The 22,411-nt window shown below is 64.1% G+C and carries 22 protein-coding genes; 11 read left to right on the top strand and 11 right to left on the bottom strand.

The window, feature by feature from the left end; all coding sequences use genetic code 11:
* Window positions 1-61: 61 nt before the first annotated feature.
* Window positions 62-1,048, bottom strand: coding sequence for a fumarylacetoacetate hydrolase family protein (locus LDZ23_RS00695; RefSeq protein ID WP_008351845.1), 987 nt, complete (start codon window positions 1,046-1,048; stop codon window positions 62-64).
* Between the two features lie 109 nt (window positions 1,049-1,157).
* On the opposite strand from LDZ23_RS00695, the gene LDZ23_RS00690 reads away from it, so the two are divergent.
* The 7 genes from LDZ23_RS00690 (at window position 1,158) to LDZ23_RS00660 (ending at window position 8,885) form a co-directional block, all read left to right on the top strand.
* The gene (locus LDZ23_RS00690) at window positions 1,158-1,970 is read left to right on the top strand and encodes an IclR family transcriptional regulator (protein ID WP_008351846.1); all 813 of its coding nucleotides are present in this window, start codon (window positions 1,158-1,160) and stop codon (window positions 1,968-1,970) included.
* Between the two features lie 98 nt (window positions 1,971-2,068).
* Window positions 2,069-3,271 (top strand): DUF3108 domain-containing protein, encoded by a 1,203-nt coding sequence (locus tag LDZ23_RS00685; RefSeq protein ID WP_008351847.1) that lies wholly within the window; start codon window positions 2,069-2,071, stop codon window positions 3,269-3,271.
* A 55-nt stretch (window positions 3,272-3,326) separates the two neighbouring features.
* The gene (locus LDZ23_RS00680; protein ID WP_008351848.1) at window positions 3,327-4,115 is read left to right on the top strand and encodes an alpha/beta fold hydrolase; all 789 of its coding nucleotides are present in this window, start codon (window positions 3,327-3,329) and stop codon (window positions 4,113-4,115) included.
* A 137-nt stretch (window positions 4,116-4,252) separates the two neighbouring features.
* Entirely contained in the window at window positions 4,253-4,510 is a 258-nt protein-coding gene (locus tag LDZ23_RS00675; protein ID WP_008351849.1) for a BTH_I0359 family protein, read from the top strand.
* A 222-nt stretch (window positions 4,511-4,732) separates the two neighbouring features.
* Window positions 4,733-5,794, top strand: coding sequence for a homocysteine S-methyltransferase family protein (locus tag LDZ23_RS00670; RefSeq protein WP_008351850.1), 1,062 nt, complete (start codon window positions 4,733-4,735; stop codon window positions 5,792-5,794).
* Complete coding sequence (gene metH / locus LDZ23_RS00665; RefSeq protein ID WP_268811664.1) at window positions 5,791-8,532, top strand: methionine synthase; 2,742 nt, start codon at window positions 5,791-5,793, stop codon at window positions 8,530-8,532. The genes LDZ23_RS00670 and metH overlap by 4 nt, the downstream gene beginning before the upstream one ends.
* A 146-nt stretch (window positions 8,533-8,678) precedes the next feature.
* A complete protein-coding gene (locus tag LDZ23_RS00660; protein WP_008351852.1) occupies window positions 8,679-8,885 on the top strand; it encodes a hypothetical protein in 207 nt (68 codons plus the stop codon).
* A gap of 103 nt (window positions 8,886-8,988) precedes the next feature.
* Here LDZ23_RS00660 and LDZ23_RS00655 read toward each other — a convergent pair whose 3' ends face one another.
* Window positions 8,989-9,315: a DUF1840 domain-containing protein gene (locus tag LDZ23_RS00655; protein ID WP_008351853.1), complete on the bottom strand. Its 327-nt coding sequence runs from the start codon at window positions 9,313-9,315 to the stop codon at window positions 8,989-8,991.
* 259 nt (window positions 9,316-9,574) lie between these two features.
* On the opposite strand from LDZ23_RS00655, the gene argS reads away from it, so the two are divergent.
* From argS to LDZ23_RS00635, 4 genes are all read left to right on the top strand, one after another.
* Window positions 9,575-11,359 (top strand): arginine--tRNA ligase, encoded by a 1,785-nt coding sequence (gene argS, locus LDZ23_RS00650; protein WP_008351855.1) that lies wholly within the window; start codon window positions 9,575-9,577, stop codon window positions 11,357-11,359.
* A 129-nt stretch (window positions 11,360-11,488) separates the two neighbouring features.
* Entirely contained in the window at window positions 11,489-12,250 is a 762-nt protein-coding gene (locus LDZ23_RS00645) for an SPOR domain-containing protein (protein WP_008351857.1), read from the top strand.
* A gap of 124 nt (window positions 12,251-12,374) precedes the next feature.
* Window positions 12,375-13,022: a thiol:disulfide interchange protein DsbA/DsbL gene (locus LDZ23_RS00640; protein ID WP_033536554.1), complete on the top strand. Its 648-nt coding sequence runs from the start codon at window positions 12,375-12,377 to the stop codon at window positions 13,020-13,022.
* Window positions 13,023-13,037: 15 nt separating this feature from the next.
* Entirely contained in the window at window positions 13,038-13,811 is a 774-nt protein-coding gene (locus LDZ23_RS00635; protein ID WP_008351862.1) for an SDR family oxidoreductase, read from the top strand.
* Window positions 13,812-13,872: 61 nt separating this feature from the next.
* On the opposite strand, the gene LDZ23_RS00630 is transcribed toward LDZ23_RS00635, so the two are convergent.
* The 9 genes from LDZ23_RS00630 to cheW all read right to left on the bottom strand — a co-directional run bounded on the left by LDZ23_RS00630 (window position 13,873) and on the right by cheW (window position 22,403).
* The gene (locus LDZ23_RS00630; protein ID WP_008351864.1) at window positions 13,873-15,192 is read right to left on the bottom strand and encodes a DUF3443 domain-containing protein; all 1,320 of its coding nucleotides are present in this window, start codon (window positions 15,190-15,192) and stop codon (window positions 13,873-13,875) included.
* Window positions 15,193-15,209: 17 nt separating this feature from the next.
* Window positions 15,210-15,743, bottom strand: a complete 534-nt coding sequence (locus tag LDZ23_RS00625) for a DUF2844 domain-containing protein (RefSeq protein WP_144403734.1) — start codon at window positions 15,741-15,743, stop codon at window positions 15,210-15,212.
* 256 nt (window positions 15,744-15,999) lie between these two features.
* The gene (cheZ, locus tag LDZ23_RS00620; RefSeq protein WP_008351868.1) at window positions 16,000-16,716 is read right to left on the bottom strand and encodes a protein phosphatase CheZ; all 717 of its coding nucleotides are present in this window, start codon (window positions 16,714-16,716) and stop codon (window positions 16,000-16,002) included.
* Window positions 16,717-16,718: 2 nt separating this feature from the next.
* The gene (cheY, locus tag LDZ23_RS00615; RefSeq protein ID WP_008351870.1) at window positions 16,719-17,114 is read right to left on the bottom strand and encodes a chemotaxis response regulator CheY; all 396 of its coding nucleotides are present in this window, start codon (window positions 17,112-17,114) and stop codon (window positions 16,719-16,721) included.
* Window positions 17,115-17,163: 49 nt separating this feature from the next.
* Window positions 17,164-18,255, bottom strand: a complete 1,092-nt coding sequence (locus LDZ23_RS00610; RefSeq protein WP_008351872.1) for a protein-glutamate methylesterase/protein-glutamine glutaminase — start codon at window positions 18,253-18,255, stop codon at window positions 17,164-17,166.
* The gene (gene cheD / locus LDZ23_RS00605; protein ID WP_033536555.1) at window positions 18,252-18,977 is read right to left on the bottom strand and encodes a chemoreceptor glutamine deamidase CheD; all 726 of its coding nucleotides are present in this window, start codon (window positions 18,975-18,977) and stop codon (window positions 18,252-18,254) included. The genes LDZ23_RS00610 and cheD overlap by 4 nt, the downstream gene beginning before the upstream one ends.
* Window positions 18,974-19,897 (bottom strand): CheR family methyltransferase, encoded by a 924-nt coding sequence (locus LDZ23_RS00600; RefSeq protein ID WP_033536589.1) that lies wholly within the window; start codon window positions 19,895-19,897, stop codon window positions 18,974-18,976. Before LDZ23_RS00600 ends, cheD begins: the two co-directional genes overlap by 4 nt.
* A 138-nt stretch (window positions 19,898-20,035) precedes the next feature.
* A complete protein-coding gene (locus tag LDZ23_RS00595) occupies window positions 20,036-21,856 on the bottom strand; it encodes a methyl-accepting chemotaxis protein (protein ID WP_008351877.1) in 1,821 nt (606 codons plus the stop codon).
* A 28-nt stretch (window positions 21,857-21,884) separates the two neighbouring features.
* Complete coding sequence (gene cheW / locus LDZ23_RS00590) at window positions 21,885-22,403, bottom strand: chemotaxis protein CheW (protein ID WP_008351879.1); 519 nt, start codon at window positions 22,401-22,403, stop codon at window positions 21,885-21,887.
* Between the last annotated feature and the right edge of the window lie 8 nt (window positions 22,404-22,411).

Here is a 22,411-nt window from a genome sequence, read left to right as displayed (position 1 = left end):
GAAGAGCAGCCCGGCAAAGTGTAAGGCGAGGCTTGGGCGCGCCGCATCGGGCGAAACCCGTTCAAGGCTCCGGTTGCACGACCGCCTGATCGATTGCGCCGAAGATCGACTTGCCTTCTTCGTCGAACATTTCGATCTTCACGCTGTCGCCGAATTTCATGAACTCTGTCTGCGGCGCGCCGTGCTCGATCGTCTCCAGACAGCGCTTCTCGGCGATGCAGCAGTAGCCGCGCTTCGTGTCCTTGTTCGAGATCGTGCCCGAGCCGACGATCGAGCCCGCGCGCAGATTGCGCGTCTTCGCCGCGTGCGCGATGAGCTGGCCGAAGTGGAACACCATGTCGGTGCCGCAGTCCGGCTGGCCGACTTTCCTGCCGTTCCAGTGCACGATCATCGGGCGATGCACGCGCCCTTCGCGCCACGCGTCGCCGAGTTCGTCGGGCGTCACGGCAACCGGCGAGAACGCGGTCGCGGGCTTGCTCTGGAAAAAGCCGAAGCCCTTCGCAAGTTCGGCGGGAATGAGATTGCGCAGCGACACGTCGTTGACGAGCATCAGCAGGCGCACGCTGCGAAGCGCTTCGTCGGGCATCGCGGCCATGTGTACGTCGGACGTGATGACGGCGACTTCCGCTTCGAAGTCGATGCCATACGATTCCGTCGCGCACACGATGTCGTCCGTCGGGCCGATGAAGTCGTCGCTGCCGCCTTGATACATCAGCGGATCGGTCCAGAATTCGGGCGGCATTTCCGCTTTGCGCGCCTTTCGCACGAGCTCGACGTGATTCACGTACGAGGAGCCGTCCGCCCACTGGAACGCGCGCGGCAACGGCGCCATGCAGGCTTTCGGATCGAACGAAAAGCTGTTGCGCGCGCGGCCGGCGTTCAGCGCTTCGTAGACTTCCATGAGTTGCGGCGCGTAAAAGGTCCAGTCGTCGAGCGCGCGTTGCAGCGTCGAGACGATTCCATCGGCGATTGCGGCCGTGCGCAGGTCGCGCGAGACGACGATCAGCTGGCCGTCGCGCGTGCCGTCCTTCAAGGTTGCAAGTTTCATGGAGCAGTGCCGAGTGAGCGTGGTGACGCGGGTGACGTTAAAGGAAATGTATTTTACGATGGTGAATCCGCCGCCGGCACTCGGCCGAACGGCATAGGCCTTTTCGCACATGCAATCCACCTCTCTCACCGACGACGAAGACACCAGCGACGCCGCCGAAGAAAAAACGCGCTCCGGCATTCAGTCGATCGAAGTCGGCTTCCGGCTGCTCGACGTCCTCACCAACGAGCCGCGCGCGATGATGCTGCGCGATCTCGCCCAACGCGCGGGCATGAGCCCGGCAAAGGCGCATCGCTATCTGGTGAGTTTTTTGCGGCTCGGCGTCGCATCGCAGGATCCGGTTTCCGGGCGCTACGAACTCGGCGGTTTCGCGTTGCAAATGGGCCTCGCGCGGCTTGCGCGCGTCGATGGCGTGCGGCTGGCGCGCATCGCGCTCGCGGAACTGCGCGACCGGCTGGATCAGACGGTCGGCATCGCGGTGTGGGGCAATCAGGGGCCGACCGTCGTGCACTGGATGGAATCGAGCCATCCGGCGAAGGCATCGCTCAAGCTGGGCGACGTGATGCCGCTGCTTTCATCCGCGACGGGTCTGCTTTTCGCCGCGTATCTGCCGCGCAGCAAGACGCAGCCGATGCTCGATCGCGAGCTCGCTGCAATGAAGCAGACGATGGCCGATGTCGAGCCGCTTCTCGCCGAAGTGCGCAAGCACGGCGCGGCGCGCGTCGAAGGCATGCTGCTGCCGACGATCCACGCGTTCTGCACGCCGGTCTTCGATTCGACGGGCGAACTCGCGCTCGGTCTCATCGCGCTCGGGCACGAAGGCACGTTCGACACGCGCTGGGGCGGCGAAATCGACTCTGCCTTGCGCGAGTGCGCACGGGGCCTGTCGTACGAATTGGGGCACAAGGCGAGCGAGCGCTGAAAATGTCCGTCGATGGGGCCAGGAACATCGTTTCCCTCGCGCATGTCTTATGCCTTTCTCCCGATCGTCCGTAACACGCGCTTTTCACGCTTTCCACGATGTCACTGTTTCAATTCCGCCGTCCTCGCCCCGCGTCCGGCGAGCCGCCCGATGCCGCTATCGAATCCGCCGCGCCCCGCCGCTGGGGACGCTGGGTGCTGGCCGTGCTCGTCGTTGCGGGCCTGCATCTGAGCGCGATGCGGTGGATCGAGCACAACCGTCAGCCGGCGAGCGCGCCGCCCGAAACGCCGCCCGTGCAGGTGGAATTGCTGACGCCCAAGCCGATCGCGCCGCCCGCGCCGACGCCGCCCGCGCCGCCGAAACCGGCCGCGTCTCCGGAACCCGTCGCGCCTCTGAAGCCCGCCGCGCCTGCGCCGAAGCCTTCGCCCGCTCCGGTGCTGAGCGCTGCGACGCCAGAGCCCGACGCGCCCGCAGCCGCTTCCGCTCCCGCGCAAACGCCGCAGGCTCAAGCGCCGTCGCGCGCTTCGCAGACCGCGCCGCAATCCAACGCTGCATCCGGCGACAAGTTCAGCGTCCCGCCCACGGGCGATTTACGTTACGACACGCTCGTGAACGGCATGATGAATCAGACCGGCACGATCCACTGGAGCAACGACGGCCAGCATTACGAAATGATCGTCTCGATCCCGCTGCCTTTCGTCGGTCCGTATGTGTATTCGAGCAAAGGCCATATCGACGGCTTCGGCATCGCGCCGGAACAGTATTCGGAACAGCGCGGCCGCCGTGCCGCCGATATCGCCATCTTCAATCGCGAAACGAAGCAGATCGTCTACACGAAAACGCCGCAAAGCCAGCCGCTCGCGGACGGCGCGCAGGACCGCTTCAGCGTCGTCATGCAGTTGGCGAGCCTCGTGCGCGGCGCGCCGGACAAGTACAAGCCGGGCGTCACGCGGCAATTCAGCGTCGCGGATAACGACAGCAACGAAATCTGGCCGATAGAAACCGTCGGCGACGAAACCGTGGAGGCGCGCGGCGGCTTTACGACGGCGCGCCACTTCACGCGCCTGCCGCGCAGGGAAGGCGACCGCCGCAAGCTCGATATCTGGCTCGCGCCGTCGATCGGCTGGCTGCCCGTGCGGATTCTGCAAACCGAGCCGAACGGAATGCAAATCGAACTGCTCTGGGCAGGCAAGCTCGCCGCGCCGCCGGCGGCGGCACAGGATGTCACCTCGGGCACGCAAGCTGCGTCTGATGAATCCGCGCCCGCCATGCCGAGCACGCCCGCCGCGGACAAACCGTAACGGGGCCGTCACACTCCGTCATGTCAGGCACGAGCGCATTCTTTACGGAGCCGATATGCAGTTGACGATCAATCGCATCGATACACGCTATGTTCTCGACAACGAAGGCGGCGGTCCCTGGCTCGTCTTCATCCATCAGCTCGCCGGCGATCTTTCGATCTGGGATCAGATGGCCGGCTACTTCCGCGACGACTTCACCGTGTTGCGCTACGACCTGCGCGGACACGGCGAAACGACCGTGTCGCCGGATTCGTTCACGATCGACGATCTCGCCGACGATCTCGCGCAACTGCTCGACAAACTCGGCGCGCCTTCGGCACATGTGGTCGGGCTGTCGATAGGCGGCATGGTCGCGCAGAAATTCGCGATCAACCATGCCGACAAAGTGGATTCGCTGACGGTCGTGGGCGCGCCCGCCTTTATTCCCGAGGACGCGCGTCCGACATTCGCGCAACGTGCAGCATCCGTGCGCGAACACGGGACAGCGAGTATCGTGGAAGCCACGCTCGAACGCTGGCTCACGCCGGAGTTCCGCAAGGCGCACCCTGAAGTGACCGAGCCGATCGCGGACACGATCGCGCGCACGCCCGTCGAGGGTTTCGCGCGCGCGGCGGAGGCGATCAGCCGTTTCGATGCGCGAGACAAACTGGCTTCCGTGAAGCAGCGCACGCTCGTCGTCGCGGGTGAAAAGGATGTTGGCACGCCGCATGCTGCTTCAAAGGTTGTCGCAGACACGGTGCCGGGCGCACGCTTCGAATTACTTAACGCCGCGCACCTTGCACCGGTGGAGGAATCGCAGCGCTTCTCCGCTTTATTGGGGAACTTCTTGCGCGGTTCGAGTTGATTCTTCCTGTTTTTGTTGCAAAAGAAAGCCTCGATACAACCGGCATCACGTCGAGGCCACCCCTTGAATTCCAACCCAATCGCTCCAACTACGATTCAGGATTGCCACGGAGCAAACAAGGAATAAGGAGTGTCGCCATGCAAATGATCTACAACAGCCCCAACTATTGCGTCGTCGAATTTCCGCCGCAAGACAACCACCTCGCCATGAAGGCGGGCGGCTACGAGATCGTCGACAAGAACACGCAGCGGGAGATCTTCATCGACGGCGCGCTCGCGGCGAAGTTTCGCGAGCACGTGCAACAGTTGATCGCCGAAGAGCCGTCGCTCGAGGATGTCGATGAATTCCTCGGCCAGTTCGATATCTTGATGAATCAACCCGTCGTGCTTCACTGATGCATGCACGCGCGCGTGCGGCGCCATGCCGCTCGCGCCCCCCGCCGCCCGGACCAGCGGCACAGGCGACACTCGCCACTTCCCAGAGACCCCGCCCGCGCCAGGCGGGGTTCTTTTTTTGCCCGCCCGGAATCGCGCACGCGCCCGCCCATCGGGAGCGACCGTTGCGCGCTGCGGCTACAATGTCAGGCTATTTCACATTTGGTGCAGGCCTCGTCCGTCATGACCCAGAACGCCATTCCGAAAGCCCCCGCGCGGGCCTATACGCGCGGCGCCGCGCTGCCCGCGCTGCTGCAAAAGCGCATCCTGATTCTCGACGGCGCGATGGGCACGATGATCCAGCGCTACAAGCTCGACGAAGCCGCGTATCGCGGCGAGCGCTTCAAGGACTACGGCCGCGACATCAAGGGCAATAACGAACTGCTGTCGATCACGCAGCCGCAGGTGATCCGCGAGATTCACGAGCAGTATCTGGCTGCGGGCGCGGACATCCTCGAAACGAACACGTTCGGCGCGACGCGTGTCGCCCAGGCCGATTACGGCATGGAAGACCTCGCCGCCGAGATGAACATCGAGTCGGCGAAGCTTGCGCGCGAAGCCTGCGACAAATACTCGACGCCCGACAAGCCGCGTTTCGTCGCGGGCGCGATCGGACCGACGCCGAAGACCGCGAGCATTTCGCCCGACGTGAACGATCCGGGCGCGCGCAACGTGACCTTCGACGAACTGCGCGACGCGTACTACGAGCAGGCGAAGGCGCTGCTCGATGCGGGCTGCGATCTGTTCCTCGTCGAAACGATCTTCGACACGCTCAATGCAAAGGCCGCGCTGTTCGCGCTCGATCAACTGTTCGAGGACACCGGCGAACTCGTGCCGATCATGATCTCCGGCACCGTCACCGATGCATCGGGCCGCATTCTCTCCGGGCAAACGGTCGAGGCGTTCTGGAACTCGCTGCGTCACGCGAAGCCGCTCACGTTCGGCCTGAACTGCGCGCTCGGCGCGGCGCTGATGCGTCCGTACATCGCCGAGCTGGCGAAGCTGTGCGATACCTACGTGTCCTGCTACCCGAACGCCGGCCTGCCGAATCCGATGAGCGACACCGGCTTCGACGAGACGCCGGACGTAACGTCCGGATTGCTGAAGGAATTCGCGTCCGCCGGGCTCGTCAACGTCGCGGGCGGCTGCTGCGGCACGACGCCGGAGCACATCGCGGAAATCGCGAAGGCGCTCGCCGAAGTGAAGCCGCGCGCTTTCCCCTCGCAATACCGCGACGCCGCCTGAATCAGAGAAGAGAACAAGACATGACCGATCACACGATGCGTCTTTCCGGCCTCGAGCCGTTCAACGTCACCGACGGCTCGCTTTTCATCAACGTCGGCGAGCGCACGAACGTGACCGGCTCGAAGGCGTTCGCGCGCATGATCCTGAACGGCCAGTTCGACGAAGCGCTCGCCGTCGCGCGCCAGCAGGTCGAGAACGGCGCGCAGGTCATCGACATCAACATGGACGAAGCGATGCTCGATTCGAAAGCCGCGATGGTGCGCTTCCTGAATCTGATCGCGTCGGAGCCGGATATCGCGCGCGTGCCGATCATGATCGACTCGTCGAAGTGGGACGTGATCGAAGCGGGCCTGAAATGCGTGCAAGGCAAGGCGATCGTCAATTCGATCTCGCTGAAGGAAGGCAAGGAGCAGTTCGTTCATCACGCGAAGCTGATTCGCCGCTACGGCGCGGCATCGGTGGTGATGGCCTTCGACGAGCAAGGCCAGGCCGACACGTTTCAGCGCAAGACGGAAATCTGCAAACGCTCTTACGACATTCTCGTGAACGAAGTCGGCTTCGAGCCCGAAGACATCATCTTCGATCCGAACATCTTCGCAATCGCGACGGGCATCGAAGAGCACAACAACTACGCGGTCGATTTCATCGAAGCGACGCGCTGGATCAAGCAGAACCTGCCGCACGCGAAAGTGAGCGGCGGCGTGTCGAACGTGTCGTTCTCCTTTCGCGGCAACGATCCGGTGCGCGAGGCGATTCATACCGTGTTTCTGTATCACGCGATTCAGGCTGGCATGGACATGGGCATCGTCAACGCGGGCCAGCTCGGCGTGTATGCCGATCTCGACGCCGAGTTGCGCGAGCGCGTGGAAGACGTCGTGCTGAATCGTCGTGAGGACGGCACCGACCGTCTGCTCGAAATCGCGGACAAGTTCAAGACCGGCGCCGCGAAGAAGGAAGAAAACCTCGAATGGCGCAATCAGCCGGTCGAGGCGCGTCTGTCGCATGCGCTCGTGCACGGCATCACGAACTTCATCGTCGAAGATACGGAAGAAGTGCGGCAGAAGATCGACAAGGCCGGCGGTCGTCCGATCAACGTGATCGAAGGCCCGCTGATGGACGGCATGAACATCGTCGGCGACCTGTTCGGCGCGGGCAAGATGTTCCTGCCGCAAGTCGTGAAGTCGGCGCGCGTGATGAAGCAGGCGGTCGCGCATCTGATCCCGTTCATCGAAGAAGAGAAGAAGCGTCTCGCCGATGCCGGCGCGGACGTGCGGCCGAAGGGCAAGATCGTCATCGCGACCGTGAAGGGCGATGTGCACGACATCGGCAAGAACATCGTGTCGGTCGTGCTCCAGTGCAACAACTTCGAAGTGGTCAACATGGGCGTGATGGTGCCCTGCGCGACCATCCTGCAGAAGGCGAAGGAAGAAGGCGCGGACATCATCGGGCTGTCGGGACTGATCACGCCGAGCCTCGAAGAGATGGCTTATGTCGCGTCCGAAATGCAGCGCGACGAATACTTCCGCGGCAAGCAGACGCCGCTGCTCATCGGCGGCGCGACGACTTCGCGCGTGCATACCGCCGTGAAGATCGCGCCGCATTACGAAGGGCCGGTCGTGTACGTGCCGGATGCGTCGCGTTCGGTGTCGGTGGCGTCGAGCCTGTTGTCGGACGAAGGCGCGGCGAAGTATCTCGACGAACTCAAGAGCGACTACGAGCGCATCCGCACGCAGCACGCGAACCGCAAAGCGCAGCCGATGGTCACGTACGACGAAGCGCGCGCCAACAAGACGAAGATCGACTGGAGCGCCTACGCGCCGAAGAAGCCGAGCTTCATCGGGCGGCGCGTGTTCAAGAACTACGACCTCGCGGAACTGGCGAATTACATCGACTGGGGTCCGTTCTTTCAGACGTGGGATCTCGCCGGTCCCTATCCCGCGATTCTCAATGACGAGATCGTCGGCGAGTCGGCGCGGCGCGTGTTCTCCGACGGCAAGTCGATGCTCTCGCGCCTCATTCAGGGCCGCTGGCTGACGGCGAACGGCGTCATCACGCTTTTGCCCGCCAACACCGTGAACGACGACGACATCGAGATCTACACGGACGAATCGCGCTCGCAAGTGGCGATGACGTGGCGCAATCTGCGTCAACAAAGCGTGCGTCCGGTCGTCGATGGCGTGATGCGCCCGAACCGCTCGCTCGCCGATTTCATCGCGCCGAAGGATTCGGGCGTGAAGGACTACATCGGCATGTTCGCGGTGACGGCGGGCATCGGCGTCGATAAAAAGGAACAACAGTTCGAAGCCGATCACGACGACTACAGCGCGATCATGCTGAAGGCGCTCGCCGACCGTTTCGCGGAAGCCTTCGCCGAAGCGCTTCATGCGCGCGCGCGCCGCGAATTGTGGGGCTACGCCGCGAACGAGACGCTCGACAACGATGCGCTGATCGCGGAGAAGTACGTCGGCATTCGTCCGGCGCCGGGTTATCCGGCGTGCCCGGATCACCTCGTCAAGCGCGACATGTTCGAAGTGCTTCAGGCGAACGAGATCGGCATGAGCGTGACCGAATCGCTCGCGATGCTGCCGGCCGCGAGCGTCTCGGGCTTCTATATCGCGCATCCGGACAGCACGTATTTTTCGGTGGGCAAGATCGGCGACGATCAGCTCGCGAGCTACGCCGAACGCATGGCGATCTCGACCTCCGACGCCGAACGCGCGCTCGCGCCGTTGCGCTAAGGCATCGTGAAAACGACATATCGCGCAACTGATAGCCGGAATATGCACGGAACAGGCGGGAAATTTTTGAATTCCGTAGACTTGTCAGCGCGATAAGCCGTCGACATGACGGCCAACGCATTCTTTTCGTCAACGGAGAAAGTCGCATGAAGAAGATGACGTCCGCCGTAACCGTAGCGATCACCGCGGCTTTGCTCGCCGCGTCGAGTACCGCCGCTTTCGCGCAGGCGAGCAGCACCGAGGCTTCGTCGTACTCGCCGCCGCAAACCGAGCACAAGAAGAAACCGAAGAAGCCGAAGAAGCAACATCCGCCCGCGAAACCCGCCGGGCCGGAAGGCGGCCAGTCGCAGTAACACGCCGCAGCGCGACTGAAGCCGTCAGACGTTTCGTCGGAAGAAAAAAACCCGCATCGGAAACGATGCGGGTTTTTCTTTGTGTCGCTGCGAATCGCGCGCCTCAGACGCCCCAGAGAATGTCCTTGTCGTGCTTTTGCGCTAGGCGAAGCATGTCGAGGAAAGGAAACGCGCGCTGCGCGAGCCCGATGGGAAGCTCGTGCGGCTCATGTCCTTCTTCGCCTTCATGAAAACGGCCGTCGTGCTCGGCGCGCTCTCTCTTGTCGGTGACGACCGCCGCTTCGAGCTTCTGAATGGCGGCGGGAATTTCATCGTGCGTGATGACGCCCCGCGCCGTGAGCTGCTTGCCGATGATGCCGAGCAAGTACTCCGCGAGGTTCTCGAGCATGATGACATCCGGTGCGGCCGGGGATTTGAATGTGATCAGCATGGCATGGTCCTTTTGTTTATGTTGGGTCATAGGCGGTTTGCAAACGAAACGCGCAGACGAGCCGGTCTCCCTGACAACATGACGACACCCTGATTCGACATATTAGCACCTGCTAAAATCCCCACTTTATGTGGTGGCCGGTTCCGTTCGCCTGCCAACACCACATGCGGGGCCAACGCGTCGCGAAGACGTCCTTCCGAGCCGGCATGCACGCCGGAACGCGCCCCGTCAGCCCTCGCTCCACTGGATCACATTCAGCATGCTGCCCGCACATAAACACACTCTCGAAACGCTCATCACCGACGCGGTCAAGCAGGTCGCGCAAGCCACGCAAGGCGCCAGCGAAGCGGCCTTCGTCACGCCCACGATCGTCCTCGAACGACCGAAGGTCGCGGCGCACGGCGACGTGGCGTCGAATGTCGCGATGCAGCTCGCCAGGCCGCTGCGCGCGAATCCGCGTCAGCTCGCGCAGCAGATCGTCGATGCGGTGCTCGGCCTGCCGGCCGCGAAGGGTCTCGTCGAGAGCGCCGAAGTGGCGGGTCCGGGCTTCATCAATCTGCGTCTTTCGGCGACGGCCAAGCAAGACGTGATCCCGGCCGTGCTCGGCGAAGCCGCCGCGTTCGGCCGTTCGACGCGCGACGCCGGCAGGCACGTGCTCGTCGAATTCGTATCGGCGAACCCGACGGGCCCGCTGCATGTCGGCCACGGCCGTCAGGCGGCGCTCGGCGATGCGCTCTCGAACCTGCTCGAAACGCAGGGCTACGACGTGCATCGCGAGTTCTACTACAACGACGCGGGCGTGCAGATCGGCAATCTCGCCACGTCCACGCAACTGCGCGCGCGCGGCCTCAAGCCGGGCGACGAGCAGTGGCCGGAAGCGGCGTACAACGGCGAGTACATCGCCGATATCGCGCGCGACTACATGGCGGGCGAAACCGTCGCGGCGAAGGACGGCGAACCGGTGAAGGGCAAAGGCGACGTCGAGGACCTCGAAGCCATCCGTCATTTCGCGGTCGCGTATCTGCGTCACGAGCAGGACATGGATCTCACCGCGTTCGGCGTGAAGTTCGACCAGTTCTATCTGGAGTCGTCGCTGTACAAGGAAGGCCGTGTCGAGAAGACGGTCGCGGCGCTCGTCGATGCCGGCAAGACGTACGAGCAGGACGGCGCGCTGTGGCTGCGCACCACCGACGACGGCGACGACAAGGACCGCGTCATGAAGAAGTCCGACGGCACGTACACGTACTTCGTGCCGGACGTGGCGTATCACGTGACCAAGTGGGAACGCGGCTACACAAAGGTCATCAACATCCAGGGCTCGGACCATCACGGCACGATCGCGCGCGTGCGCGCCGGCTTGCAGGGACTCGGCATCGGCATTCCGAAGGGCTATCCCGACTACGTGCTGCACAAGATGGTCACCGTCATGCGCGACGGCCAGGAAGTGAAAATCTCCAAACGCGCGGGCAGCTACGTGACGGTGCGCGATCTGATCGAATGGTCGGGCGGACTCACGCCGGGCCACGAAACCGCGCCCGATCAGATCGACGAGGACACCATCCGCCGCGGCCGCGATGCCGTGCGCTTCTTCCTCATTTCGCGCAAGGCCGACACCGAATTCGTGTTCGACATCGACCTCGCGCTCAAGCAGAACGACGAGAATCCGGTCTATTACGTGCAATACGCGCACGCGCGCATTTGCACGATCCTGAACGACTGGAAGGAGAAGTTCGGCGGCGACATTTCGAAGGCAGCGCAGGCCGATCTCTCGCCGCTGTCGAGCGACCGCGCAATGGCGCTGCTCAACAAGCTCGCCGAATTCCCCGAAATGCTCGCGCACGCCGCCGACGAACTCGCGCCGCACGCCGTCGCGTTCTATCTGCGCGATCTCGCTGGCGAATTTCACTCGTTCTACAATGCGGAGCGCGTGCTCGTGGACGACGAAAAGGAACGCACCGCGCGCATCGCGCTGCTCGCGGCGACGCGTCAGGTTCTCGAAAACGGTCTCGCGACCATCGGCGTTTCCGCTCCTCAAAAGATGTGACCCTTCTGCCGCGCACGCACGAATTCAGAATTTTCGGCGTGCGCAAGCAGATGCCTGGCGCGGGCTTGTCTTGAGCCGCCGCTATAATCGTCGCCCAACCAGAAGACTTTCTCGCAGGTGATTCATACGATGGCAAAACCACGCCGCACATCGAAGCAGTCGAAGCAAACGGGGGGAACGTTCATCGGTATCGTGCTGGGCCTGATCGTCGGCCTCGCGATTGCCGTAATCGTCGCGCTGTACATCACGCGTGCGCCCACGCCATTCGTGGCGAAGGTCGCGCCGCCGCCGTCCGAGGCCAACTCCGCGCCTGCCGCCGCGCAACCGTACGATCCGAATCGTCCGCTGCAAGGCAAGACGCCGGGCCAGGCGGTGCCGCAAGCCGCGCAGCCCACGCCGCCCAACACCGCGCCGGGCCAGACCAACAATCAGACGCAGTCGTCGGGCATGCTCGACGAGCCGCAGATCGTCGAAGTACCGCCGTCGGGCGCAACGGCATCGGCTCCGAAGACCGCGAGCACGGCGCCCGCGAAGAAGCCCGAAGCCGCACCGGGCGCGCCCGCCGCGACGAGCAACGCGAACGCCACGCCGCCGAAGGGCGGCTCGGCGCCCACGACGGCGAAGACCACGCCGCCCGCGCCCGGCGAGCCGAACACGGGCTACTTCCTGCAAGTCGGCGCGTACAAGACGCAGGCGGATGCCGAACAGCAGCGCGCGCGTCTCGGCTTCCAGGGCTTCGAATCGAAGGTCACGCAGCGCGATGCAGGCGGCGTCACGTACTATCGCGTGCGGATCGGGCCGTTCGCGAAGTTCGAGGACATGAACACCGCGCGCCAGCGTCTGTCCGATGCGGGCGTCGATACCGCCGTCATCCGTTTCTCGAAGCAATAACGAAGCAATAACGCAGCAAACGAAGTCGAAGCGCCGCGACGCTTAAGCGTGGCTTAAGCGTCGTATGTCCCACTTATGGGCCTGCTTTTGTTCCGTCGCGTTTCCATTGCGTATCTCTTCAATCATGAAAAAAATCTTTAGCGCGTTGGCTCTCTCCCTCGGCATCGCAGCCGCATCCCTGAGCGTCGCGAATTCCGCGATGGCCGCGCCCACCGCCGGCAAGGATTACACCGTGCTGCAGGCGGCTCAGCCGATCGCCGCGCCTGCGGGCAAGGTCGAGGTCATCGAGTTCTTCTGGTACGGCTGCCCGCATTGCAACGAGTTCGAGCCGTACATCGAGGCATGGGCGAAGAAGCAAGGTCCGGACGTCGTGTTCAAGCGCGTGCCGGTGGCATTCCGCGACGACTTCATTCCGCACTCGAAGATGTATCACGCGCTCGACGCGCTCGGCGTCGCGGAAAAGGTCACGCCGGCCGTGTTCAACGAAATCCACGTGAAGAAGAACTATCTGCTGACGCCGCAGTCGCAGGCGGACTTCCTCAAGACGCAGGGCGTCGATCCGAAGAAGTACATGGACGCGTATAACTCGTTCTCGACGCAAAGCGCCGTGCAGCGCGACGCCAAGCTCCTGCAGGACTACAAGATCGACGGCGTGCCGACGGTCGTCGTGCAGGGCAAGTACGAAACCGGCCCGGCGATGACCAACAGCCTGCCGGGGACGACGCAGGTCATGGACTTCCTCGTCCAGCAAGTCCGCGACAAGAAGCTGTAAGCACCGACGCTCCGCATGACCGCAGTTCGTTTGAAGGTCTTTATCACCGGGGCGTCGAGCGGCATCGGCCTTGCAATGGCCGAAGAGTATGTGAAGCGCGGGGCCATCCTCGGCCTCGTCGCCCGCCGCGCCGATTCCCTCGCCGCATTCGCGGCCCGTCATCCGCAAGGCTCCATCTCGATCTATCCCGCCGATGTGCGCGACCCCGACTCGCTCGCCGATGCCGCGCGCCGCTTCATCGCGCAGCACGGCACGGCGGATGTCGTCATCGCGAACGCGGGCATGAGCCGGGGCGCGCTGACGGGCCACGGCGATCTCGACACCTTCCGTGCCGTGATGGACGTGAACTATTTCGGCATGGTCGCGACGTTCGAGCCGTTCGTCGCGTCGATGACGGCCGCGCGGCGCGGCACGCTCGTCGGCATCGCGAGCGTCGCGGGCGTGCGCGGGCTGCCCGGCGGCGGCGCGTACAGCGCGTCGAAATCGGCGGTGGCGAAATATCTGGAATCGTTGCGCGTGGAGATGCGCCCGCTCGGCGTGGCCGTCGTCACGATCGCGCCGGGCTACGTGCGCTCGGAGATGACCGCGCACAATCCGTATCGCATGCCGTTCCTGATGGACGCCGACCGCTTCGCCGCGAAAGCCGCCGACGCGATCGAACGCAAGGTGCGCTACGCGACGTTTCCATGGCAGATGCGCGTCGCGGGCATGCTGATGCACGTCCTGCCGCGCTGGCTCTACGACGCGCTCGCCGAACGCGCGCCACGCAAACCACGCGCGGACGAATGACGTAAAAAAACCGGCTGCGCGCAAACGCAGCCGGTTTTTTATCGGGCGAACGTCCGAACGGTCAGAACGCGACGTAGGCCGAGCTGTTCGGCAACTGGTATCCGACGTAGACATGCCGGCCGAAGAAGAACGGCAAGCCGAAGTCGAAGAAGTTCGACATGCCCAACTGACCGCCGAGACTGTTGAAGGCGAACTTGTTCTTGCCTTGCGTCAGCGTGCTCGCGTTGGCGAGCAGGAACGGCACGGTGGCGCTGTTGCCTTCGCTGCCTTTGATCGTGGTCGACAGCGACTGCGTCGCGCTCGGGCAATAGAACGCCGACGATCCGTTGCACAGCGGAAAACTATCCTGGAAGAAGTTGCCGTTCGACCCGGTGTCGAAGAACGTCTTGTACGTCTTGCCCTTGTACGTGCCGGTCAGATCGCCATAGGGATCGGTGCCGTACTTCGTCACGTTGCTGATCCCGTTGTTGCTCTGCGTGCCGATGCCGAATATCAGCACGCCGGTCGCGGTGGCCGCGCCGTTATCGGCAACGGGCGGCAATTGCACGATCACGCCGTTGTTGTTGACCGCGAACTTGGTGACCGGATTCGTCACTTGCTGCGCCAGCGGCACCGCGACACCCGAGCAATTCGCGCCGTTGGTGCACGAGAAGTACATCGCGTTGAGCGCCGTGCTCGCGCAGCCGTCGCCGCAGTCGTAGGCCTGCGGGCCGATGCCGAGAATGCCGTTCGCGCCGATGTCGGCGGTCGAATTTTCGTCGCTGCCGGACGGACAGCCGTTGTCGCCGGTCGGCGCCGCGGATGCACTCAGATCGCCGATGATCTGAATCGGCACGCCCGACGCCACTTCCGTGCCCATCTTCACGTCGGCCGTGCGGACGGTGCCCCACGTGTAGCCGTCGGCGAAACCGGCGCATTCGGCGAGCTGCCCGCCGTTCGACGCGCGCGAGGTCGGCAGGCTGCCGAGCACGTTCTGCGCCGCCGATCCGAGAATGCGCAGGCCGAAGGACGCCGTGTCGACCTGAATGTTGTCGATCGTCTGACACACCGACGAGCCCGGCGCGCACACCGTCACCGATACGTTCGGAATGTTGACGAAGCCCGCGGCGCCGGAGTTGACGTTGATCGCCACCGCGTTCGTGCCGTTGGGCGCGATCGGCTGCGCGTTCGCGGTGCTGGTGGTCGAGCCGCCGCCGCTGGAACCGCCCGAGCCGCCGGAGCCGCCCGACGAACCGCCGCCGCTGCTGGAACTGGAGTCGTCGCCGCCGCCACCGCCGCAGGCCGCGAGCATGACGGAAAGGCAGAGCACGCCGAGCCAGCGGGCAAAGCCGCCGCGCCGGGACGAAGAGAGAGCGGGATGGCCGAGTGTCGTTCTATGCATACTGAGTCTCCCGTCGCTTACTGGATGTCGCTGGCGGACACGCCGGCAGGCAACGATTGCGGCAAATACGCGCTGCCCGCGAACGAGCCCATGTGACCGCCCGAATCCACGACGAGTCCGGAATCCTGCACGCTGACCGGCCCGCGGCCGCCGCGCGCGGCGCGTTGCGCCTTCAGGCCCTGCTGATACTGCGGGAAATAGCTGCCGAGCAGGCTGGCGAGATCCGGCATGCGGGGACCGTGCCACGCGATGCCGAACACGACGCCTTCCGTCGACAAATATTCGTTGATGACCGTTCCGCTCGCGAGCGTGGTCGTGCGAACGGTGTAGTTCGACGCCGATGTCGTCGATGCGCTCGATTCGCCGCTTGCGACGGCCGCACGCGCGACCGCGGCCGTGGATGATTCCGCCGTGGCGCCTTGCGGCGCTGCCATCGGCTGGCCGCCGAGCACGGCGTAGGCGGGCGCTGCCGCGCTCACGCCGAGCGCGCCGGCAACGATTGCCAACGCGCTCATGAGATGCCCAAGACGGGATTGCTTCGGTGCCTTCACTGGGCCTCCTATCGGTTATCCGCCGGCCCCGCCACTTGATTCAGAGACCGGTGCTTGACGATTGAGTGACAGATGCGCCACCGCCTTTCGCCCCAAAATCGTGCGGGCGCGAACATCGTCAGTATGCCAGCCAGGTGGAACCGTCCTAACGTTCGCAAGCGCACGAAATAAAAAACGCGAAGCGCAATGGTATGCGCTTCGCGTCATCTCGCAACTTCGATGCCGGCCTAAGTTACGAAGGCTTACAAAATCACCCTCAAAATCCCAGGCTGGCGAGCAGATCGTCCACTTGTGACTGATCCTGCACGACGTCGCTGCGTCCTTCAGGATTGATTTGCGGACCGTTCAGCAGGCTTTCCGGACTGCCGGTCGACACTGCCGACATCAGCGCCGCCGCCGATGCAGCGAACTGCTCGCGGCGTTCCGGCGCGATGTTCTCGAGCAAAACGCCCAGCAATTGCTGCTCGATCAGATACACGACGTCCGTAATCTTTTTGATGACCTGGCCGGTCAGATCCTGGAAATCCTGCGCGAGCATGATTTCGAGCAATTGGGCATTGGTCGCCTGCGTGCGCTCCGGCACGCTCTGCAGGAACGAGCGCGTCTGCGCGAGCAGTTCCCCCGCCTCGCCCTGCGCGAGCGGCGCGCCGTACCACTTCGCCCAGCGCGCGTCGAGCGCCTGCGCTTCGGTTTGCAGCGATTCCTGCATCGGCTTGGCAAGCTCGATCGCGTTGAGCGCGCGCTCGGCGGCCTGCTCGGTCATCGTCGCGACATATTTCAGGCGGTCGCGCGCGTCGGGCACGGCTTGCGCGGCGGCTTCGACCTGCTTGTCGAGGCCGAGCTCGCGCATCGAATCGCGCAGCGTGCGCGTCAGTTGGCCGATGCGCGCGAGAATGCGGTCGCTCGACGGATCGCCTTCGCTTTCGGCAACCGCGGCGACCGCGGCTGCGAGTTCAGTGGTCAGATCGTTCAAGATCAGCTCCCCGCTTTGGCCATCTTCTCGAGAATCTTGGTGAGCTTCTCGTCGAGCGTGGCGGCCGTGAAAGGCTTCACCACGTAACCGTTCGCGCCCGCTTGCGCCGCCGCGATGATGTTTTCCTTCTTCGACTCGGCCGTCACCATCAGCACCGGCAGATGCGAGAGCGTCGCGTCCGCGCGGATCTGCTGAAGCATCGACAGGCCGTCGAGGTTCGGCATGTTCCAGTCGGTGATCACGAAGTCGAAGCCGCCGCCGCGCAGACGCGCGAGGCCCGCCGCGCCGTCTTCGGCTTCGTCGACGTTGCCGTAGCCCAGCTCCTTGAGCAGGTTACGCACGATACGGCGCATCGTCGGAAAATCGTCGACGACGAGGATCTTCATGTTCTTGTCCATCATGACTCCAGTGTGTTCTCAATGCGGCGGCGCCGCTTAAATCCAAAGTTCAGACGCGCTGTACGCGTTCGCCCATCGAGGCAAGCCGCGCCATCACGCGCCGGCTCATTTCAGAGAGCGGCGCGATTTCGCTCGCACCGCCCATTGCAATCGCTTCGCGCGGCATGCCGAACACCACGCAACTCGCTTCGTCCTGCGCGAGCGTGTAAGCGCCCGCCTGCTGCATGTCCAGAAGACCGGCGGCGCCGTCGCGGCCCATGCCGGTCAGGATCACGCCGATCGCGTTCTTGCCCGCGTGCTGCGCCGCCGAACGGAACAGCACGTCGACCGAAGGCCGATGCCGGTTCACGGGCGGCGCATCCGACAGATGCGCGACATAGTTCGCACCGCTCCTCGCGAGCACCAGATGCGCGTGGCCGGGCGCGATGTACGCGTGGCCCGGCAACACGCGCTCGCCGTGCTCCGCTTCCTTCACGGTGATGCGGCACAGCCCGTTCAGGCGCTGCGCGAACGACTTCGTGAAGCCCGGCGGCATGTGCTGCGCGATGAGCACCGCGGGCGCATCGGGCGGCAGCGGCACGAGCACTTCGCGGATCGCTTCCGTTCCGCCCGTCGAAGCGCCGACGATCACGAGCTTTTCCGTCGACACGAGCGGATTGTTGAAATGCGGCGCGGGCTTGTGCGTCGCCGCGTTCGCCGGCGCGCTCGCCGCGTGCGTCGTCTGCTTCACGCGTGCCCGCGATGCGGCGCGCACCTTGTCGGCGAGCTTTTCCGCGTAATCGAGCATGCCGTCGCGGATGCCGACTTTCGGCTTCGTGACGAAATCGACCGCGCCGAGTTCCAGCGCGCGCAGCGTGATTTCGTTGCCGCGCTCGGTCAGCGACGACACCATCACGACCGGCATCGGTCGCAGGCGCATCAGCTTTTCCAGGAAGTCGAGGCCGTCCATGCGCGGCATTTCGACGTCGAGCGTGAGCACGTCCGGGTTATGCAGCTTGATGAGCTCGCGCGCGACGAGCGGATCGGGCGCGGTCGCGCAGACGTGCATGTCGGGCTGCGCGTTGATGATCTCGGTCATCAGGCTGCGCACGAGCGCCGAATCGTCGACGCACAGCACTTTGATCTTTGGCGCTGTGTTCATGCTTCCTCCACGGTCTTGAGACGCGACGTGAACAACTCGACGCGCGGGCGCTTCGCCGCCGATGCATTCGTCGTGAACGACTCCGCACGCGGTTTCGCGTTCGACTGAAACAGCTCGACGCGCGCACGCGCTTTCGCGAGCCGCTCCGCGCGCTCTTCCGGCGTGCGCTGCACGAGCGCCTGCTCGCGCTCGACGACCACCGGGTCATGCGCCGTCTTCAGCTTCTTGACCATCACCTGACCCGAGCGCGGCATGAACGCGACCTTGCGCGGATGCGCGCCCTGCAAGTCCTCGGCGACGATGCGAATCTTTTCCAGCGCGAGATAACGCCGCACGAACTCCGAATTGCGATCGCCGATGTTGATGGTCGTCATGCCCGCGAGCACCGCGCCGCCGCCGAACACCTTCGCTTCGAAGCGCTCGCGCCGTCCGCCGCGCTTGATGAGCTCGTTGATGAGCACTTCCATCGCGTACGCGCCGTAGCGCATCGAATCCGACGATGCGTGCGACGCGTCGGAACCGTCATCGGGCAGCATGAAGTGATTCATGCCGCCGATGCCCGCCGTGCGATCGTGGATGCACGCCGCCACGCACGAACCCAGCACCGTGACGAGCACCATGTCTTCGCTCGTCATGTAGAACTCGTTCGGCAGGAGCTTCACGCCCTGCTTCTTGAAGTGATTGTCGAAATAGAGATTCGACGCCATTGGCAGACCGCTCATGCCGGCTCTCCCGCGAGCGCGCGCTTCGATCCGCTCGCAACCTTCGTATCGCGCGTGAGTTCGTACACGGTCTGGCCGCGCAGCCTGAACGCCTGCGACACATACGTAAAGTTCTCCGAATGCCCCGCGAAGAGCAGCGCGCCCGGCTTCATCAGCGGCTCGAAGCGCGTGAGCACCTGGCCCTGCGTCGGCTTGTCGAAGTAGATCATCACGTTGCGGCAGAAGATCGCGTCGAACGGGCCTTTCACGTCGTAGCGCGCTTCGGTCAGATTCACGCGGCCGAAGTTCACCATCGCGCGCAACTCGGGGCGCACTTTCACGAGACCCGCGTGCGCGCCCGTGCCCTTCAGGAAGAAGCGCTTGAGACGCTCGACGGGCAATGCCTTCACCTGATCGAGCGAATACACGCCCGCTTCGGCTTTCGCGAGCACTTGACTGTCGATGTCGCTCGCGAACACCGTGCACTGGCGCGCGGCGTGTTCGCCCAACGCTTCGACGAGCGTCATCGCGATGGAATACGGCTCCTCGCCGGTCGACGCCGCCGAGCACCACACCGAGAACGGCTGCTGCCGGCGCTTCACGAAGTCCGCAAGAATCGGAAAGTGATGCGACTCGCGGAAAAACGCCGTCAGGTTCGTGGTCAGCGCGTTGACGAACGCTTCCCATTCGGCGTTGTCGTCGTTGGTTTCGAGACGGTCGAGATACTGCTTGAACGTATCGATGCCGCAGGCGCGCAGCCGGCGCGCGAGGCGGCTGTACGCCATGTCGCGTTTGTGGTCCGACAGCGAGATGCCTGCGCGGCGATGAATCAGCTCGCGAATGCGGGCGAAATCCGCCGATGTGAATTCGAAATCGCGCTCGACTTCCGTGCCGCGCACATTGGCGGGCAAGTCGACGCGCGCGTTGCGCGTTGCCATCATGATGTTTCGTGCTTCCTTGACGTCGTCCCCGACGTCCGATGTGGCGTGTTCGTCGCGCTCGACCATGCGGACTCGCGCTTTTCCTGCGTGTCGATCGTGTTGCGCGATGCCTGCATGGCCGTTTTCGTTCCGGTCCGGTTAAAAGGTTTCCCAGTCGCCGTCGTCGGCGGTCGTCGCTTTCGCACGCGGTGCCGCAGCGGGCTTGGCAACGCTCGCCGGCTTGATCGCCGGCTTGACTGTTTCCTTGACTGCTTCCTTATTAACGGCCGCTTCCGGCGCAACTTTTGGCGTCTCGACAGCTTTCGCTTTCGCTGCAACCGAAGACGTCGACGGTTCGACGCGCGCCGCCGGCGCAAGACGCGCCACGGCCGTCGATGCGCTCGTGCGCGCCGGCGCTGCCGCCGCGCCTTGCACGCGCCATTGCGCGACCACGTCCTTCAGCTGACGCGTCTGCTCTTCGAGCGATGCCGCAGCGGCGGCCGCCTGCTCGACGAGCGCGGCGTTCTGCTGCGTCACGCTGTCCATCTGCGTGACGGCGCGATTGACCTGCTCGATGCCATCGGACTGTTCCTCCGACGCCGCGCTGATCTCGCCCATGATGTCGGTCACGCGGCGCACCGCCTGCACGATCTCGCTCATCGTCTGACCGGCGCGCGCGACGAGTTCCGTGCCGCTGTCGACCTTCGCGGCCGAATCGCCGATGAGCGCCTTGATTTCCTTCGCCGCCGCCGCGCTGCGTTGCGCGAGCGAGCGCACTTCGCCCGCCACGACCGCGAATCCCCGCCCTTCCTCGCCCGCGCGCGCCGCTTCCACGGCCGCGTTCAACGCGAGAATGTTGGTCTGGAACGCGATGCCTTCGATCACGCCGATGATGTCCACGACCTTGTTCGAGCTCGATGCAATGGCGTGCATCGTTTCGACGACCTGCTCGACGACTTCACCGCCGCGCGAAGCGATATCCGACGCGTTCACCGCGAGCTGGCTCGCCTGGCGCGCGTTGTCGGCGTTCTGCTTCACCGTGCTCGTGAGCTCTTCCATGCTCGACGCCGTTTCCTGCAGCGACGCCGCCTGCTCTTCCGTGCGCTGCGACAGATCCGTGTTGCCGCTCGCGATTTCATGCGCGCCGACATCGATCGATTCCGCGCCGCGATGCACCGCGCCGACCATCGTCGTCAGATTGCCGCGCATGCGCTCGATACCCGCGAACAGGCGGCCGATTTCGTTGCCGCTTTCGCTCTGCGCGGACTGCGTGAGATCGCCGCGCGAGATGCGGTCGAAGTGATCGACGGCCTCGTTGATCGGCTTCACGATCAGGCTGGAGAGCGCCATGCGCGTGCCGATCAGCATCAGCACCGCGAGCACGAGCACCGCGCCGATCGTCATGTTGAGCGCCGCGATATTCGACGACGTGCTGACGCGCGAGCTTTCCGCGTGCGCCTGATGCGACGCGACCGCAGCCGTCACGGCCTGATCGAACGCGACGAACATCGGGCTGATCTTCGTGTCCGCGATCGCGTGATACGCGGCCAGGTCGTTCGCCCGGATCGCGGTGAATTCCGGCTCCACGCCGGTCTTCACGAGCGTCTCGTGCTGGGCGACGAGCGCATCGAGCGTGTCCTTCGGGAGCATCGGCTTCGGCGTATCGAGATAGAGCTTCCAGTTCTCGTTGCTCTTGTCGAGCAGATACTGGCCGCGATCGATCGCCTTCTTCGCTTCTTCCGTATTGCCCGCTTCGGCGAGCGAACGCACGCGGTCGAGCGTCACGCGCGAGCGCAGCAGATACGACGACGTTTCCGACAGCGCGCGCATCGCGACCATGTCTTCCTGCGCGAGCGACGCGAGCGACGCATTGGCCGAGTTCAGTCCCACGAGCGCGAGTGCGCCGATGAGCGCCGCGCAACCGACGAACAACAAGCCGACGAGCGTGAGCGTCGTGCGGATCGACAACTTCTTCAGCATGGCTTCTTCCTGCTTCCTGAATACGTTTTTATGCGCCGACGGAGTCGATCAACTCCATCTCGCGGCTCGTCATGAGCTTCTCGATGTCCATCAGGATCAGCATGCGGCCGTCGACCGTGCCGAGGCCCGTCAGATATTCGGTCGCGAGCGTGCCGCCGAATTCCGGCGCGGGCATCACCTGTTCCTGCGTGAGCGTGAGCACGTCCGACACGCCGTCGACGACCATGCCGACCACGCGATGCGCGACGTTCAGGATGATGACGACCGTCTGGTTGTCGTACTCGACGCGGCCCAGATTGAACTTGATGCGCATGTCGACGATCGGCACGATGATGCCGCGCAGATTGATCACGCCCTTGATGAACCCGGGCGCATTCGCGATGCGTGTAACGTTGTCGTAGCCGCGGATCTCCTGCACTTTCAGGATGTCGATGCCGTATTCCTCGGCGCCGAGCGTGAACACGAGGAATTCCTGTCCGGCTGCTTCCGTGTTTTGCGTGTCACGACGCGAAGGCGCAGCGGTTTGAATCGATTGAACGTCTGCCATGAAAGACT

Origin of the sequence: Caballeronia zhejiangensis, assembly GCF_022879815.1 — a bacterium.
GTDB lineage: Bacteria > Pseudomonadota > Gammaproteobacteria > Burkholderiales > Burkholderiaceae > Caballeronia > Caballeronia zhejiangensis.
Note: the sequence above shows the minus strand (reverse complement) of the source record. Positions and strands in the feature narration are given on the sequence as shown.

What these genes read in the sequence shown, in the direction of transcription:
- LDZ23_RS00695 (WP_008351845.1), bottom strand. Translation starts at nt 1,048, where the DNA reads ATGAAACTTGCAACCTTGAAGGACGGCACGCGCGACGGCCAGCTGATC.
- LDZ23_RS00690 (WP_008351846.1), top strand. Translation starts at nt 1,158, where the DNA reads ATGCAATCCACCTCTCTCACCGACGACGAAGACACCAGCGACGCCGCC.
- LDZ23_RS00685 (WP_008351847.1), top strand. Translation starts at nt 2,069, where the DNA reads ATGTCACTGTTTCAATTCCGCCGTCCTCGCCCCGCGTCCGGCGAGCCG.
- LDZ23_RS00680 (WP_008351848.1), top strand. Translation starts at nt 3,327, where the DNA reads ATGCAGTTGACGATCAATCGCATCGATACACGCTATGTTCTCGACAAC.
- LDZ23_RS00675 (WP_008351849.1), top strand. Translation starts at nt 4,253, where the DNA reads ATGCAAATGATCTACAACAGCCCCAACTATTGCGTCGTCGAATTTCCG.
- LDZ23_RS00670 (WP_008351850.1), top strand. Translation starts at nt 4,733, where the DNA reads ATGACCCAGAACGCCATTCCGAAAGCCCCCGCGCGGGCCTATACGCGC.
- LDZ23_RS00660 (WP_008351852.1), top strand. Translation starts at nt 8,679, where the DNA reads ATGAAGAAGATGACGTCCGCCGTAACCGTAGCGATCACCGCGGCTTTG.
- LDZ23_RS00655 (WP_008351853.1), bottom strand. Translation starts at nt 9,315, where the DNA reads ATGCTGATCACATTCAAATCCCCGGCCGCACCGGATGTCATCATGCTC.
- argS (WP_008351855.1), top strand. Translation starts at nt 9,575, where the DNA reads ATGCTGCCCGCACATAAACACACTCTCGAAACGCTCATCACCGACGCG.
- LDZ23_RS00645 (WP_008351857.1), top strand. Translation starts at nt 11,489, where the DNA reads ATGGCAAAACCACGCCGCACATCGAAGCAGTCGAAGCAAACGGGGGGA.
- LDZ23_RS00640 (WP_033536554.1), top strand. Translation starts at nt 12,375, where the DNA reads ATGAAAAAAATCTTTAGCGCGTTGGCTCTCTCCCTCGGCATCGCAGCC.
- LDZ23_RS00635 (WP_008351862.1), top strand. Translation starts at nt 13,038, where the DNA reads ATGACCGCAGTTCGTTTGAAGGTCTTTATCACCGGGGCGTCGAGCGGC.
- LDZ23_RS00630 (WP_008351864.1), bottom strand. Translation starts at nt 15,192, where the DNA reads ATGCATAGAACGACACTCGGCCATCCCGCTCTCTCTTCGTCCCGGCGC.
- cheY (WP_008351870.1), bottom strand. Translation starts at nt 17,114, where the DNA reads ATGGACAAGAACATGAAGATCCTCGTCGTCGACGATTTTCCGACGATG.
- LDZ23_RS00610 (WP_008351872.1), bottom strand. Translation starts at nt 18,255, where the DNA reads ATGAACACAGCGCCAAAGATCAAAGTGCTGTGCGTCGACGATTCGGCG.
- cheD (WP_033536555.1), bottom strand. Translation starts at nt 18,977, where the DNA reads ATGAGCGGTCTGCCAATGGCGTCGAATCTCTATTTCGACAATCACTTC.
- LDZ23_RS00600 (WP_033536589.1), bottom strand. Translation starts at nt 19,897, where the DNA reads ATGATGGCAACGCGCAACGCGCGCGTCGACTTGCCCGCCAATGTGCGC.
- LDZ23_RS00595 (WP_008351877.1), bottom strand. Translation starts at nt 21,856, where the DNA reads ATGCTGAAGAAGTTGTCGATCCGCACGACGCTCACGCTCGTCGGCTTG.
- cheW (WP_008351879.1), bottom strand. Translation starts at nt 22,403, where the DNA reads ATGGCAGACGTTCAATCGATTCAAACCGCTGCGCCTTCGCGTCGTGAC.